Source organism: Sphingobium amiense, assembly GCF_003967075.1.
GTDB lineage: Bacteria > Pseudomonadota > Alphaproteobacteria > Sphingomonadales > Sphingomonadaceae > Sphingobium > Sphingobium amiense.
In genome coordinates this window covers 15729-28582 of sequence record NZ_AP018664.1, presented here as the reverse complement: position 1 = coordinate 28582, position 12854 = coordinate 15729, and the positions used below count along the sequence as shown (strand labels likewise).

Here is a 12854-nt window from a genome sequence, read left to right as displayed (position 1 = left end):
CGATGCCGCGCAACGATCCGCGCCCCGAGGTGGGACCGCCGCCGCTAGATCAGCCCGGCAAGCGGGCTGGACGGGTCGGCATACATGCGCCTGCCCATGCGCCCGGCACGGTAGGCCATGCGCCCTGCTTCCACGCCCGCCTTCATCGCCGCGGCCATCAGCACCGGGTCTTTCGCTTCGGCAATGGCGGTGTTCATGAGTACGCCGGTGCAGCCCAGTTCCATCGCCTGCGCCGCTTCCGACGCCGTGCCGACGCCCGCATCGACCAGCACGGGCAGCTTCGTTCCCTCGACGATCAGGCGGATCGTCACGCGGTTCTGGATACCCAGGCCCGACCCGATCGGCGCGCCCAGCGGCATGATCGCCACCGCGCCCGCATCCTCCAGACGCTTGGCCGCGATGGGATCGTCGACGCAATAGACCATCGGCTTGAAGCCTTCCTTAGCGAGGATCTCGGTCGCGCGCAGCGTCTCGACCATGTCGGGATAGAGCGTCCGCGCCTCCCCCAGCACCTCCAGCTTGACGAGATCCCAGCCGCCCGCCTCGCGCGCCAGCCGCAACGTGCGGATCGCCTCCTCGCCGGTAAAGCAGCCGGCGGTGTTGGGCAGATAGGTAATCTTCTTCGGGTCGATATAATCGGTCAGCATGGGCGCGTTCGGATCGCTGACATTCACACGGCGCACCGCGACGGTCACGATTTCCGCGCCCGACGCCGCCAGCGCGGCGGCATTCTGTTCGAAGCTCTTATATTTGCCGGTCCCCACGATCAGGCGCGAACGGAAAGTCCTGCCCGCCACGGTCCAGCCATCGCCATCGACGGGGGAAACGTCGCCGCCGCCGACGAAATGCACGATCTCCAATTCGTCGCCATCCTCGACCTTCACAGCGCCCAGCGTCGAGCGCGGCACCACTTCCAGATTGCGTTCGACCGCCACCTTTTCGGGCACGAAGCCCAGCTCACTGGCCAGTTCCGCCAGCGTGAGACCGTCGCGGACCCGGCGATGTTCGCCGTTGATGCGGATGGAGATGGTGCCGTCTGTGCTCACGATTGCTTGTCCCGGACGAAGAAGGTGTCTCGACTTGGCCGGACACGAAGGGCTAAGGATCGGGCGCATATAGGGGCCGTCCTGCCCCCATCGCAACCATATTGGGGGGTTCGCCTTGACCGACATGCGCAAAATCTATGTCCTGAACGGTCCCAACCTCAATCTGCTCGGCACGCGCGAGCCTGAAATATACGGCTATGACACGCTGGACGACATTGCCGAGAGGATGGACGACGCAGCGGGCCGCGCCCATGTGGAGATCGACTTCCGCCAGTCCAATCATGAGGGGCATCTGATCGACTGGCTGCACGAGGCGCATGCAGAGGGCGCGCATGCCGTGCTTCTCAATCCCGGCGGCCTTACCCATACGTCCGTCGCGCTGCATGACGCCATCAAGTCGATCGGCGTGCCGGTGATCGAGGTCCACCTGTCGAACCCGCACAGACGCGAGGAATTCCGCCACAAAAGCTATGTCGGCATGGCTGCGAAGGGGACCATCGCTGGGTTCGGGCCGATGTCCTACATGCTCGCACTGGAAGCGGCGCTGGAGCTTTAAGGCGCGTCATCCTGACGCGCGAAAGTTGCGCTTTGACGTAAAACTGCCTAGGCGCTGGCCGCATCGAACCGATTTATCGAACAAGGGTCATTCATGAACGAGAAGCATGACAAGGGCGCGATGCAGGTAGATGTCCAGTTGGTGCGCGACCTCGCTGCACTGCTCGACGATACCAACCTGACCGAGATCGAAGTCGAAGATGGCGACCGCAAGATCCGCGTCGCGCGCAAGGCCGGTGCCGTAGCTGCCGCGCCCGTCTACACACCCGCTCCGGTCGCGGCGCCCGCCGCCGCTGCTGCTGTCGCGCCTGCGCCGAGCGCCGAAGCCGCGCTGCCTGCCGGCAATGTCGTCAAGTCGCCGATCGTCGGCACCGCCTATCTCGCCGCCGAACCGGGCGCGGCGCCCTTCTCGCGCGTCGGCGCGCAGGTGAACGCGGGCGACACCATCCTGATCGTCGAGGCCATGAAGGTCATGAACGCCATTCCCGCGCCCTCCGCCGGCACGATCAAGGCGATCCTGGTCGATAACGGCCAGCCGGTCGAATATGACCAGCCGCTGATCGTCATCGAATAAGGCCGCCCGAACCCATGGCCATCGAGAAACTGCTGATCGCCAACCGCGGCGAGATCGCGCTCCGCATCCACCGCGCCTGTCATGAAATGGGCATCAAGACGGTCGCGGTCCACTCCACTGCCGACGCCGACGCGATGCATGTCCGCCTCGCTGACGAAGCGATCTGCATCGGGCCGCCCGCCGCGAAGGACAGCTATCTGAACGTTGCCGCGATCATCTCGGCCGCCGAAATATCCGGCGCGGACGCGATCCATCCGGGCTACGGTTTCCTCAGCGAAAACGCCAAGTTCGCCGAGATTGTCGAAGCGCACGGCATCAAATTCGTCGGACCCAAGCCCGAACATATCCGCACCATGGGCGACAAGATCGAGGCGAAGCGCACCGCTGGCGCGCTCGGCCTCCCGCTCGTCCCCGGATCGGACGGCGCGGTCAGCGATGTCGAGGAAGCGCGCGCCATCGCGGAGAAGGCGGGCTATCCCGTCATCATCAAGGCGGCGTCGGGCGGCGGCGGGCGCGGTATGAAGGTGTGCAATTCCCCCGACCAGCTCGAAACGCTGATGCAGCAGGCAGGCAGCGAGGCGAAGGCCGCGTTCGGCGATGCGACCGTATATATCGAGAAATATCTCGGCAACCCGCGCCACATCGAAATTCAGGTGTTCGGCGACGGCGAGGGCAACGCCATCCATCTCGGCGAACGCGACTGCTCGCTCCAGCGCCGCCACCAGAAGGTGCTGGAGGAAGCGCCCTCCCCCGTGCTCAGTCAGGCCGAGCGGGAACGGATCGGCGGCGTCTGCGCCAGGGCGATGGCCGACATGGGCTATCGCGGCGCGGGGACCATCGAGTTCCTCTGGGAAAATGGCGAGTTCTACTTCATCGAGATGAACACCCGGCTTCAGGTCGAGCATCCGGTGACGGAGATGATCACTGGACTTGACCTCGTGCGCGAACAGATTCGCGTCGCCGAAGGGCGTCCGCTTTCAGTCGCTCAGGAAGACATCCGCTTCACCGGCCACGCCATCGAATGCCGCATCAACGCCGAAGACCCGCGCACCTTCGCGCCTTCGCCCGGCACCGTCACTAGCTATCATGTGCCCGGCGGCATGCACGTGCGCGTCGATAGCGGTCTGTATCAGGGCTATAAGGTGTCGCCCTATTACGACTCCATGATCGGCAAGCTGATCGTCTATGGCCGCACCCGCGAAGGGGCGATCATGCGCCTGCGCCGCGCGCTGGAGGAATATGTGATCGAGGGGATGAAGACGACCATCCCGCTGCATCAGGCGCTGCTGACCGATCCCGAGTTTCTGGACGGCAATTATACGATCAAGTGGCTGGAGGATTGGCTGGCGAAGCAGGAAGGCTGACTTCGCTTTGCCCTTGAACGATTCCATATTTCGAATAATATCGAAATATGGAATCGGACGCGGTCGTCGATGCGCTAGGCGCGCTTGCTCACCCCACGCGGCTGGCGTTGTTCCGCCTGCTCGCTGCCGCGCCGGACGACGGGCTGGCGGCGGGCGACATCGCTGAACGGCTGGACGTAGCACCGTCCACGCTTTCACATCATCTCGCTGCGCTGGAACGCCCCGGCCTCATCCGGCATCGCCGTGACCAGCGCCGCCTCCTCTACAGTATCGCCCCGCCCACCGTGCGCGCGCTGATCGGCTTCCTTACCGATCAGTGCTGCGGCGGACGGCCCGATCTTTGCGTGGGGCAATGATGAGGCGCATTCTGGCCGCCGAGGCGTTAGGGACAGGACTGCTTGTCGCCACGGTAGTGGGATCCGGGATCATGGGCCAGCGGCTTGCGGGCGGCAACATCGCGATTGCGCTCCTCGCCAATACGCTTGCGACCGGGGCGGCGCTCTATGTTCTCATCACACTGCTCGCTCCGGTCAGCGGGGCGCACTTCAACCCCGTGGTCAGCGCCCTGCTCACCCCCCGGCGCGAATGGCTGCCGCGCATGACGGCGCAGGGCGCGGGCGGCGTGGGCGGAACCGTGATGGCCCACCTCATGTTCGGCCTGCCTCTGCTTTCGCTGAGCGGCAAGGTTCGCACCGGCCCGGACCAGTGGTTTGCCGAAGCCATCGCCACCTTCGGCCTGATGCTGACGATCCGGCTCGGGGTCGCGCACCGCTCCGCTTCAGTCCCGGCGCTGGTCGCCGCGTGGATCGTGGCGGCCTACTGGTTCACAGCCTCCACCAGCTTTGCCAACCCTGCGGTCACGATCGCCCGCGCCTTGACCGACAGTTTCGCGGGCATCCGCCCGGTCGATGTCGCCCCCTTCATCGTCGCACAGATAGCGGGCGGTGTTCTGGGCCATCGCCTCGCAGGCTGGCTTCTGGCTCCCCTCCCTCCATCACAGGAAAGTCCGGTTCATGAAAGCCACCATCTGGCATAATCCCGCCTGCGGCACCTCTCGCAAGACGCTCGCCATTCTGGAGGAAACGCCCGGCGTGGAGGTCCAGGTGATCGAATATCTCAGGACGCCCTACACCCGCGAGAAGGTCGCGCAGTTGATCGCCGACGCGGGCCTCACTCCGGCGGAAGCGATCCGCAGGATGGGCACGGACGCGGAGGAGAAGGGACTGCCCGCCATGGACCCGGACGCGATCCTCGACGCGATGGCCGCCAACCCAGCCTATGTGAACCGCCCCTTTGTGGAAACGGACAAGGGCGTCCGCTTCTGCCGTCCGCAGGATAGGGTTCGCGAGATATTGTAGTAAGTCTTTTCGCCGTTGCTCCGGGATCGTCACACCATTGTCATGATCGCGTGATTTCAGCCTTGCTTTGACGGGGGGAAGTCCTAGCCTTCCGCCCCATGGCAAAGGAACCGGAATTGGCGACCATCGCCGTCTACAGCCTGAAAGGCGGGGTGGGCAAAACCACCTTCTCGGTCAACCTCGCCTGGGCTTCTGCTACCGTGTCGAAGCGGCGGACGCTGCTGTGGGATCTCGATCCGCAGGCGGCGTCGAGCTGGCTCCTCTCCACCGACCAGACCAGTCGCGACGCCGCGCAGGCGATCTTCAGCAAGGATGTGGAAGTCCGCAAGCTGATCCAGCCTTCGACCGTGCCGGGCCTTGACCTCATCGCCGCCGACACGTCGCTGCGCGGCCTCGACCATCTGTTCCGCGAGATGGACAAGAAGAAACGGCTCGCCAAGCTGATCGACAGTCTCGGCAAGGATTATGACCGCATCATCCTCGATTGCCCGCCGGGCCTCACGGAGACAAGCGAGCAGGTGCTGCGCGCCGCCGACCTGATCGTCATTCCGGTGATCCCGTCCCCGCTGTCGCAGCGCGCGATGGGGGAAGTCGCCCGCTACCTCGTCCAGCGCGGCGGGGCGCATGCGCCGATCCTGCCGGTCTATTCGATGGTAGACCGCCGCCGCAGCCTGCACCGCGCGGCGATGGACGCGCAGCCCGGCTGGCACGCAATCCCGATGGCGAGCACGATCGAGCAGATGTCGGTCCGGCGCAAGCCGCTCGGGGCATTCGCACCCGCTTCGCCGCCCGCCCAGTCCTTCTCCCAGCTCTGGACCCGCGTCGAAAAGCAGTTGCAGGGCTGAGCGGACCGGTCAGCCCGCTACCCGCAGCGGCGCGCTGAACAGCGCCGCAGCATCCGCCGCCGCCATCGGCCGGCCGAAATAATAGCCCTGCACCTTGTGGCAGCCCAAAGTCCGGACCAGTTCCAGCTCCGCCTGCGTTTCCACGCCTTCGGCGGTCGTCGCCATGCCGAGGCTTTCGGCCAGCGTCACCACCGCGCGGATGATCGCCTTGCTTTCCTGCACATTTTTCGATGCGCCGATCACGAAGCTGCGGTCGATCTTGATCGTGTCGAACCGGGTGCGGCTGAGATAGCCGAGCGAAGAATAGCCGGTGCCGAAATCGTCGAGCGACAGATGCACGCCCAGCGCCTGCAACTGGTCCAGCACGGCGAGCGCGCCGGTGTCGTCCCGCATGAAGACGCTTTCGGTCACTTCCAGTTCCAGCCGCTGCGCCGGAAGGCCGCTCTGCGCCAGCGCCGAGACGACGGCCGTGACGAAGCTGGGGTGCGCCAGTTGCTCTGCGGAGACGTTCACCGCCACCCGCACGTCGTCGGGCCATGTTGCCGCCTCATGGCAGGCGGTGCGCAGCACCCATTCGCCGATGGGAGCGATCAGCCGCGCTTCCTCCGCCACGGGGATGAACTTGGCGGGCGACACCGCGCCCATCTGCGGGTGCGCCCAGCGCACCAGCGCCTCGAAGCCGACGATCGTGCCTTCATCGGCGTCCACGACCGGCTGATAGAGGACGCTCAGTTCGTCCTTCTCCAGCGCCTCGCGCAGCGCCAGTTCCAGCAGGCGGCGCTCCTCCGCCTCGGCATGGAGTTGCGGTTCATAGGCGCAATGCACTCCGCCGCCTTCCGCCTTGGCGCGATAGAGGGCGAGGTCCGCGCTGCGGGTCAGCGCCTCCGCTCCGACCCCGTCCGCGGGCGATTGCGCCGATCCGACCGACGCGCCGATATGCAGCACATGCTGATCGACCTGATAGGGTTGCGACAGGGCTTCGATGATCCGGTTCGACAGCCGCGCGATGACGTCCGCATTGGTGACGTGACTGATGACCACGGCAAATTCGTCGCCGCCGATCCGGCTGCAAAATTCGCCCCTGCCGCAAATCTGGCGCAACCGCCGGGCGACCTGCCCGAGCAGCTTGTCGCCGATCTGGTGGCCCAGCGTGTCGTTGATGGATTTGAAGCGGTCGAGGTCGATCATCAGGAAGGCGCAGCCCGGAACATATCCGCGCGTTTCCTCCAGCGCGCGGTCGAGCGCCTCGCGCAGGTGCGAACGATTGGGCAAGCCCGTCAGCGGATCGAAACGCGCCAGTTGCGCGATCTTGTCCGCCGATTCGCGCTGCTCGGTCACATCGGAGCCGACGCCGCGAAAGCCGAGGAACGCGCCGCCTTCGTCGTGGCGGGGAGAGGCGGACAAGGCCCACCAGCGCCACTGCCCGCCCACTTCGACGGGCAACACGAGATTGCTGAAACTTTCGCGGCGCTTCAGGTGATCGGCAACGCCGTGCAGCCCGGCAGCGAAACGCCCACTTTCCCACGCCCGGCCAGCGAGAAGCTGAATCAGCGGCATGCCCTCCAGCACTTCAGGCGCCATGCCCAGCATATCGGCGAAACGGGGGGACACGCCGCTGATCCGCCGCGCCGCATCGGTCTGCCACAGCCAGTCGGACCCGCCTTGCTCATATTCGCGCAGCAGCAGGCTGACGACTTCGCCCTTTTCCTGCAATTCGGCGCGCGCAGCGTGCTGGCGGGAGAAGATGCGGGCGTAGATGAAGCAGCCGATGAGCAGGGCGGCCGCGTAGGCGCTCGCCAGCGCCTGCACCGGCAGGTGATGCGGCGCGCGGAACAGACTGCCCAGACCGGCAATGCAGGGCAGCAGGAACGCCGTCGCGGACAGGGGCACCGGGGCGTAGCTGATCGCGCTGCACACCATGACGCAGCTGATCAGCGTCCACAGCGCGACCAGCCCGTCCGCCGAACCGGAGCGGCCCACCATCGCCATGCAGGCCGACCAGACGAGACCGCTCATCAGCGCACCTACGGCATGGCGGCGCAGGTCCGCGGGTTCGGGCGCGCGGTCGCTGGCGTTGCGGCGGCGGTCGACGATGAGGCCGGTGATGCTGGCCGCGATCAGGGCAACGCCAAGGCCGCTCAGCAGGACAGGGGGGCAGCAGCGGAAGAAAATCAGCCAGAGGAACAGGAGGCCGAGTAGCGTCATCGTGTGACGCAGCGGCGCGACGCTGCCCGCCGAACGGAGCTGCGCTGCGATCACGGCAGCCGCCGGACGGTCCGCGTGCGCCACCATGCCCATCATGGCACGTAGCGACGCCGGCGGGCGGCCGGTTCCGTCAACCGATTGATCCGTGGGCCTAATCACGCCCCGGCTGTATCAAGCAGGAGTTATCAATCCGTAACGATCGCGCGTATCCGTGCGCCGGATCAGGCGGCGATGTCGTAGGGGCGGATTTCGCCGGTGAGGTAGAGGTTGCGCGCCTTCGACCGGCTGAGCTTGCCCGAGCTGGTGCGCGGCAGGGTGCGCGGCGGAACCAGTTCGACGACGCAGTTCATGCCGGTGATGGCTCGCACCCGCTCACGGATCTGGTCGCGCAGGCGGGAGCGTTCCTCGTTGTCGGAGGTGCGGCAATGGACGAGGACGGCGGGTGCTTCCTCGCCGCCCGGCGTGGTGATCGCGAAGGCGGCGATGTCGCCCTGCTTGAAGCCGGGAAGCTGCTCCACCGCCCATTCGATGTCCTGCGGCCAGTGGTTCTTGCCGTTGATGATGATCATGTCCTTGGCGCGGCCGACGATGTAGAGATAGCCATCCGACAGATAGCCCATGTCGCCGGTGTCGAGCCAGCCGTCGACCATGCAGGCGTCGGTCGCCTCCTGATCACGGAAATAGCCGACCATCAGGCTGGGTCCGGTGGTCCACACCTTGCCGATCTGCCGCTCGCCGATGGGCGCGCCATCCTCGTCGCGGATTTCGACCACCATGTCCTTCGCGGGCCTGCCGCAGTTGACGATGGAGCGGAAGCGCTGCGGACGGCCCTCGGGCGCGTCGGCGCCGGACAGGTCGGTTTCCTCGACCAGTTCAACGACGATCCCCTCGCCCGGCGGCATGATGGTGACGGCGAGCGTCGCTTCGGCGAGGCCGTAGCTGGGGAGGAAGGCCCGCGGGCTGAAGCCTGCGTCGGCGAAGGCGTCGACGAAGCTCTGCATCACATCGGGGCGGATCATGTCCGCGCCGTTGCCCGCCAGCCGCCAGCGCGACAGGTCGAACCGGTCCTGCGCCTTGGTCTGGCTGGACATGCGGCGCGCACAAATGTCGTAGCCGAAGGTCGGCGAATAGCTGATCGACGTGCCCTCGTTGCGGCTGATGAGGTCGAGCCAGGCGAGTGGGCGGCGGGCGAAATCCTCCGTCTTCATGTAATCGGTCGAAACCTGATTGGCGACGACCGACAGGAAGCAGCCGACAAGGCCCATGTCATGATACCAGGGCAGCCAGCTTATGCAGCGGTCGCTGTCCTGCACCTGCATGCCGTGGCTGTGCGCCGACAGGTTGCTGAGCAGCGCATGATGCGTGACCGCGACACCATGGGGGAAGCGGGTAGATCCACTGGAATATTGGAGATAGGCGACTTCGTCACCGCGCGCCTGCGGCAGGTCGCACGGCACGGCGTCGCGGGCGATGAAATCCTCGAACGCGATGCTTTCGACGCTTTTCTGACGGCCCGCCTCGCCCGCCATCTCCTCCAGTTCACGGGGGAAGAGGAAGAGCATCGGGTCACAGCTCGAAAGCTGGACGTTGAGCTGGTCGATATAGCTTTCCTTGCCGCCGAAGCTGGTCGGCAGCGGCAGCGGCACGGGCCATGCGCCCGCATAGACGATGCCGAAGAAGAGCATCGCGAAATCCGCGCCCGTTTCGGCCACCAGCGCCACGCGGTCCTGCGGTTTCACGCCATGGGCGATCAGACGGTGAGCGCAGGCGATCGCGTCGTCGCGCAGTTCGCGGAAGGGATAGGGCCGCGCGAGATTGCCGCGCGCGTCGTGGAAGTTGAGACCCCGCTTGCCGCTGGCCGCGTAATCGAGCGCCTCGCCCAGCGTCTCGAAATCGGAGAAGCGGCGCGGCAGATCGTCGGTGGTCGGCGTCGGTGCCATCATCTCTTGCGAACCCGTCATTATTGGACCCAGTAGTCGTCAATCTTATCGAAGCGCCGCCGCTAGCAGCTTTCCGGCCCGCTTGCACAGCCAATGCGCTCCGCATTACCCCTTTAGCGCAAGAGGCGCGGTAAAATTCCGGCCCGACTGTGGCATAAACATGGCGCTTGGGCCATGGTTGCGGGTGCATGGCCGGCAAACGCATCCCCCCGCCGCTCGATGAGGAGAGCCTGCGCGAGCTGGCGCTGCGCCATGTGGCGCGGTTCGCGACCAGCCGGGGGAAGCTGCTGGCCTATCTGCGCCGTAAGCTGCGCGAGCGCGGCTGGGGCGGAGAGCGGGAGGCGGACCCGGAAGCGCTGGTCGCGCGCTTCGTGGAGCTTGGCTATATCGACGACGCTGCCTTCGCGATGATGAAGAGCGCCGCGCTCGGGCGGCGCGGCTATGGCGGGCGGCGGGTGGACGAAGCCCTGCGCGCCGCCGGGATCGCCGAAGAGGACCGGACGCAGGCGGACGCGCAGACGGCGTCGGACGCATGGACAGCCGCCGACCGCTTCGCCCGGCGCAAGCGGATCGGCCCCTATGCCGCCGCTCCGCTCGACCCCAAGCAGCGGGAAAAGGCCATCGCCGCCTTCCTGCGGGCCGGGCACGGCTATGCGCTGGCGCGCCGATGGGTGGACGCAGCGCCGGGCCAGGCTATGGAAGAGGAGGAGGGTTAACGCCCTCCCCCGCCGGTTCGAATCGCGATAAGGCTCGGCCATGCTCCGTTTCGCCTCCCTGATCGCGCTTGCCCTGCTCGCCGCCTGCTCGCCTGCGCGTCAGTCCCAAAAGCAGGAAGCCGGGCAGGAGACGGCGACGCTCCCCCTCCTCATCCGCTCCGGCGGCGGCACGCACCGCTTCGATGTCGAGGTGGCACGCACGCCCGCCGAGCAGGCGCAGGGTCTGATGTTCCGCAGGAGCCTGCCCGAAGATGGCGGGATGCTGTTTCCCATGGAGCCGCCGCGCACCGCGAGTTTCTGGATGAAGGACACGCTGATCCCGCTCGATCTGCTGTTCGTTCACACCGACGGCAGCATCGCTTTCCTGAAGGCGCAGGCCCAGCCCTATGACCGCACGCCCGTGTCGGCGGGGGTGCCGGTGGCGGCGGTGCTGGAACTGCGCGGCGGGCGGGCGGCGGAGCTGGGCATAAGCGAAGGCGACCGCGTAAGCTGGGGCGGTTGCGCCGTGCCGGAGGGCAGGAGCGCCATCGACCTGAATTTCTGCCCTGCCCCGCCCCGCTGACGCGCGCATCCTCTTGCCCGCGCCCGCGCCAGCGGCTAAGCGCATGGCCCATGGGAATCCTGGGCAAGATCTTCACCTGGTGGGATGGCGCGACCATCGGCACCTCGCTGTTCACCGCTCGCAAGGGCAAGAAGGTGGGCGAGGACCATCAGGGCAATATCTATTATGAAGGCGGCGTCGGCCTCGACGGCAATCCGCGCCGCTGGGTGATCTACAACGGCGCCAACGACGCCAGCCGCGTGCCCGCCGAATGGCATGGCTGGCTGCACCACACCATTCCGGGCACGCCCGAGAGCTTCCTGCCGCCGCCGCGCATCTGGGAAAAGGAATATACCCCCAACGCCACCGGCACGCCCAACGCCTATCGCCCGACCGGCGCGCTGGAAAAGGGCGGCGTCCGCCAGAAGGCGACCGGCGACTATGAGGCGTGGAGTCCGGACGCGGCATGACCCGGCCCGCGGTGGGCCAAGCCCTGCCGATCCTGTCTTGCCTTTTCCTGCTGACGCTGGCGTCCTGCGGCGGCGACGACATGCCCGCCGCCAACCGCACCGGCCCGGTAAAGGTCGAAGGCAGCCCGATCCGCAGCGTCGGCGCCGAAGCGGTTTCCGGCACGCCGATGGCGCAGCGATCCGCCGTCATCGGCCTTCTGAACAAGCGCAACGGCCTGACCCGCGACCTGACGATGAAGCCGGGCGAAGCGCTGCGTGTCGGCGACGCCATCGTCCGCCTGCAGGCGTGCGAAACGACCGCGCCGTGGGAGAATGTGCAGGAAACCGGCGCTTTCGTGCAACTGGACGTGCGGTCGAGCGGTGACGGCAAATGGCGGCGCGCCTTTTCCGGCTGGCTGTTCCGCGACCGCCCCGATCGCAATGTGGTTCAGCATCCGGTCTATGACGTGTGGGTCAGAAGCTGCACGATGGAATGGCCCGAAACCGGGCCGGACACGGTGAAGCTGGGCGGCGGGGACAAGGAGGCATCCGCGTCGCGCGACAGCGGATCGAATGCCAGTGAGGCCGCCGCGCCCGAACCCGACAGCGCCGCGCCCGCGCCAAGCTCGACCCCCGCGACCGCTTCGCCCAGCAACTGAAGATAGGCGCGCTGGCTGATTTCCACCGCGCCCATGGAGCGCAGGTGGTCGGTCATGAACTGGCAGTCGAGCAGGGTGAAGCCGCCAAAGCGCATCCGCCCCACCAGCCATGCCAGCGCGACCTTCGATGCGTCGGGCCGCCGCGACACCATCGATTCGCCGAAGAAGGCGCGGCCGAGCGCCACGCCATAGAGGCCGCCGACCAGTTCCTCCCCCTCCCATAGCTCGACCGAATGGGCGTAGCCGCGTTCGTGCAGGTGGCGGTAGGCAACCTCGATTTCATGGTTGATCCAGGTCGACGGGCGATCCGCCGCACTTTCCGCACAGAGCGCCAGCACCTGCGCGAAGGCGCGGTTGGCGGTGACGCGAAACCGGTCGCGCCGGACGACCTTGGCCAGAGAGCGGGACAGATGGAACCCGTCGAGCGGCAGGATCGCGCGTCTCTTGGGTTCGACCCAGTAAACGTCATCGGCATCGCGATCGTCGGCCATCGGGAAGACGCCAATGGAATAGGCCTGCAACAGGACGAGCGGGTCGATCATCATTCGGTGGGACGATAGGCGCAGGGCGGGCCGATAGGGAAGCCCCGGCGTCATTCCTGT

The 12854-nt window shown here is 66.6% G+C and carries 14 protein-coding genes and 1 pseudogene; 11 read left to right on the top strand and 4 right to left on the bottom strand.

The window, feature by feature from the left end:
- Positions 1 to 44: 44 nt before the first annotated feature.
- On the bottom strand, positions 45 to 1046 hold the full coding sequence (thiS, locus tag SAMIE_RS00160) for a sulfur carrier protein ThiS (protein ID WP_083952621.1): 1002 nt from the start codon (positions 1044 to 1046) through the stop codon (positions 45 to 47).
- Between the two features lie 115 nt (positions 1047 to 1161).
- Between thiS and aroQ the strand changes: the two genes are divergently transcribed.
- The 7 genes from aroQ (at position 1162) to SAMIE_RS00125 (ending at position 5742) form a co-directional block, all read left to right on the top strand.
- Entirely contained in the window at positions 1162 to 1602 is a 441-nt protein-coding gene (aroQ, locus tag SAMIE_RS00155; protein ID WP_066703659.1) for a type II 3-dehydroquinate dehydratase, read from the top strand.
- Positions 1603 to 1695: 93 nt separating this feature from the next.
- The gene (gene accB, locus SAMIE_RS00150; protein ID WP_066703661.1) at positions 1696 to 2175 is read left to right on the top strand and encodes an acetyl-CoA carboxylase biotin carboxyl carrier protein; all 480 of its coding nucleotides are present in this window, start codon (positions 1696 to 1698) and stop codon (positions 2173 to 2175) included.
- A 14-nt stretch (positions 2176 to 2189) separates the two neighbouring features.
- Positions 2190 to 3539 carry an acetyl-CoA carboxylase biotin carboxylase subunit gene (gene accC / locus SAMIE_RS00145; protein WP_066703664.1) on the top strand — a complete coding sequence of 450 codons (1350 nt, stop codon included), beginning with the start codon at positions 2190 to 2192 and terminating at the stop codon, positions 3537 to 3539.
- A 47-nt stretch (positions 3540 to 3586) separates the two neighbouring features.
- A complete protein-coding gene (locus SAMIE_RS00140) occupies positions 3587 to 3895 on the top strand; it encodes an ArsR/SmtB family transcription factor (RefSeq protein WP_066703667.1) in 309 nt (102 codons plus the stop codon).
- Positions 3892 to 4575, top strand: coding sequence for an aquaporin (locus tag SAMIE_RS00135; protein WP_066703670.1), 684 nt, complete (start codon positions 3892 to 3894; stop codon positions 4573 to 4575). Before SAMIE_RS00140 ends, SAMIE_RS00135 begins: the two co-directional genes overlap by 4 nt.
- Positions 4553 to 4897, top strand: coding sequence for an arsenate reductase family protein (locus tag SAMIE_RS00130; RefSeq protein ID WP_066703673.1), 345 nt, complete (start codon positions 4553 to 4555; stop codon positions 4895 to 4897). Before SAMIE_RS00135 ends, SAMIE_RS00130 begins: the two co-directional genes overlap by 23 nt.
- A gap of 98 nt (positions 4898 to 4995) precedes the next feature.
- On the top strand, positions 4996 to 5742 hold the full coding sequence (locus SAMIE_RS00125) for a ParA family protein (RefSeq protein ID WP_066703677.1): 747 nt from the start codon (positions 4996 to 4998) through the stop codon (positions 5740 to 5742).
- A gap of 9 nt (positions 5743 to 5751) precedes the next feature.
- Here the strand turns inward: SAMIE_RS00125 and SAMIE_RS00120 are convergent, their stop codons facing one another.
- Entirely contained in the window at positions 5752 to 8043 is a 2292-nt protein-coding gene (locus tag SAMIE_RS00120) for a putative bifunctional diguanylate cyclase/phosphodiesterase (protein ID WP_066703680.1), read from the bottom strand.
- Positions 8044 to 8168: 125 nt separating this feature from the next.
- Complete coding sequence (locus SAMIE_RS00110) at positions 8169 to 9890, bottom strand: fatty acyl-AMP ligase (protein WP_066703684.1); 1722 nt, start codon at positions 9888 to 9890, stop codon at positions 8169 to 8171.
- 185 nt (positions 9891 to 10075) lie between these two features.
- Here SAMIE_RS00110 and SAMIE_RS00105 point away from each other — a divergent pair, with 185 nt between their 5' ends.
- From SAMIE_RS00105 to SAMIE_RS24035, 4 genes and pseudogenes are all read left to right on the top strand, one after another.
- Positions 10076 to 10603 carry a regulatory protein RecX gene (locus SAMIE_RS00105; RefSeq protein ID WP_066703687.1) on the top strand — a complete coding sequence of 176 codons (528 nt, stop codon included), beginning with the start codon at positions 10076 to 10078 and terminating at the stop codon, positions 10601 to 10603.
- Positions 10604 to 10643: 40 nt separating this feature from the next.
- Positions 10644 to 11165, top strand: coding sequence for a DUF192 domain-containing protein (locus tag SAMIE_RS00100; protein ID WP_083952622.1), 522 nt, complete (start codon positions 10644 to 10646; stop codon positions 11163 to 11165).
- A gap of 50 nt (positions 11166 to 11215) precedes the next feature.
- Positions 11216 to 11614, top strand: a complete 399-nt coding sequence (locus tag SAMIE_RS00095) for an NADH:ubiquinone oxidoreductase subunit NDUFA12 (protein ID WP_066703690.1) — start codon at positions 11216 to 11218, stop codon at positions 11612 to 11614.
- A pseudogene (locus SAMIE_RS24035) lies at positions 11611 to 12018 on the top strand (DUF2155 domain-containing protein); the annotation flags it as partial. The gene SAMIE_RS00095 and the pseudogene SAMIE_RS24035, both read left to right, overlap by 4 nt.
- Before the next feature lie 35 nt (positions 12019 to 12053).
- Here the strand turns inward: SAMIE_RS24035 and aat are convergent.
- Positions 12054 to 12797 (bottom strand): leucyl/phenylalanyl-tRNA--protein transferase, encoded by a 744-nt coding sequence (gene aat / locus SAMIE_RS00085; RefSeq protein WP_066703696.1) that lies wholly within the window; start codon positions 12795 to 12797, stop codon positions 12054 to 12056.
- Positions 12798 to 12854: the final 57 nt, after the last annotated feature.

Coding starts and splice junctions, on each gene's coding strand:
- SAMIE_RS00100 (WP_083952622.1), top strand. CDS start 10,644: ATGCTCCGTTTCGCCTCCCTGATCGCGCTTGCCCTGCTCGCCGCCTGC.
- SAMIE_RS00140 (WP_066703667.1), top strand. CDS start 3,587: ATGGAATCGGACGCGGTCGTCGATGCGCTAGGCGCGCTTGCTCACCCC.
- accB (WP_066703661.1), top strand. CDS start 1,696: ATGAACGAGAAGCATGACAAGGGCGCGATGCAGGTAGATGTCCAGTTG.
- SAMIE_RS00110 (WP_066703684.1), bottom strand. CDS start 9,890: ATGATGGCACCGACGCCGACCACCGACGATCTGCCGCGCCGCTTCTCC.
- accC (WP_066703664.1), top strand. CDS start 2,190: ATGGCCATCGAGAAACTGCTGATCGCCAACCGCGGCGAGATCGCGCTC.
- SAMIE_RS00125 (WP_066703677.1), top strand. CDS start 4,996: ATGGCAAAGGAACCGGAATTGGCGACCATCGCCGTCTACAGCCTGAAA.
- aat (WP_066703696.1), bottom strand. CDS start 12,797: ATGATGATCGACCCGCTCGTCCTGTTGCAGGCCTATTCCATTGGCGTC.
- SAMIE_RS00095 (WP_066703690.1), top strand. CDS start 11,216: ATGGGAATCCTGGGCAAGATCTTCACCTGGTGGGATGGCGCGACCATC.
- SAMIE_RS00130 (WP_066703673.1), top strand. CDS start 4,553: ATGAAAGCCACCATCTGGCATAATCCCGCCTGCGGCACCTCTCGCAAG.
- SAMIE_RS00105 (WP_066703687.1), top strand. CDS start 10,076: ATGGCCGGCAAACGCATCCCCCCGCCGCTCGATGAGGAGAGCCTGCGC.
- SAMIE_RS00135 (WP_066703670.1), top strand. CDS start 3,892: ATGATGAGGCGCATTCTGGCCGCCGAGGCGTTAGGGACAGGACTGCTT.
- SAMIE_RS00120 (WP_066703680.1), bottom strand. CDS start 8,043: ATGATGGGCATGGTGGCGCACGCGGACCGTCCGGCGGCTGCCGTGATC.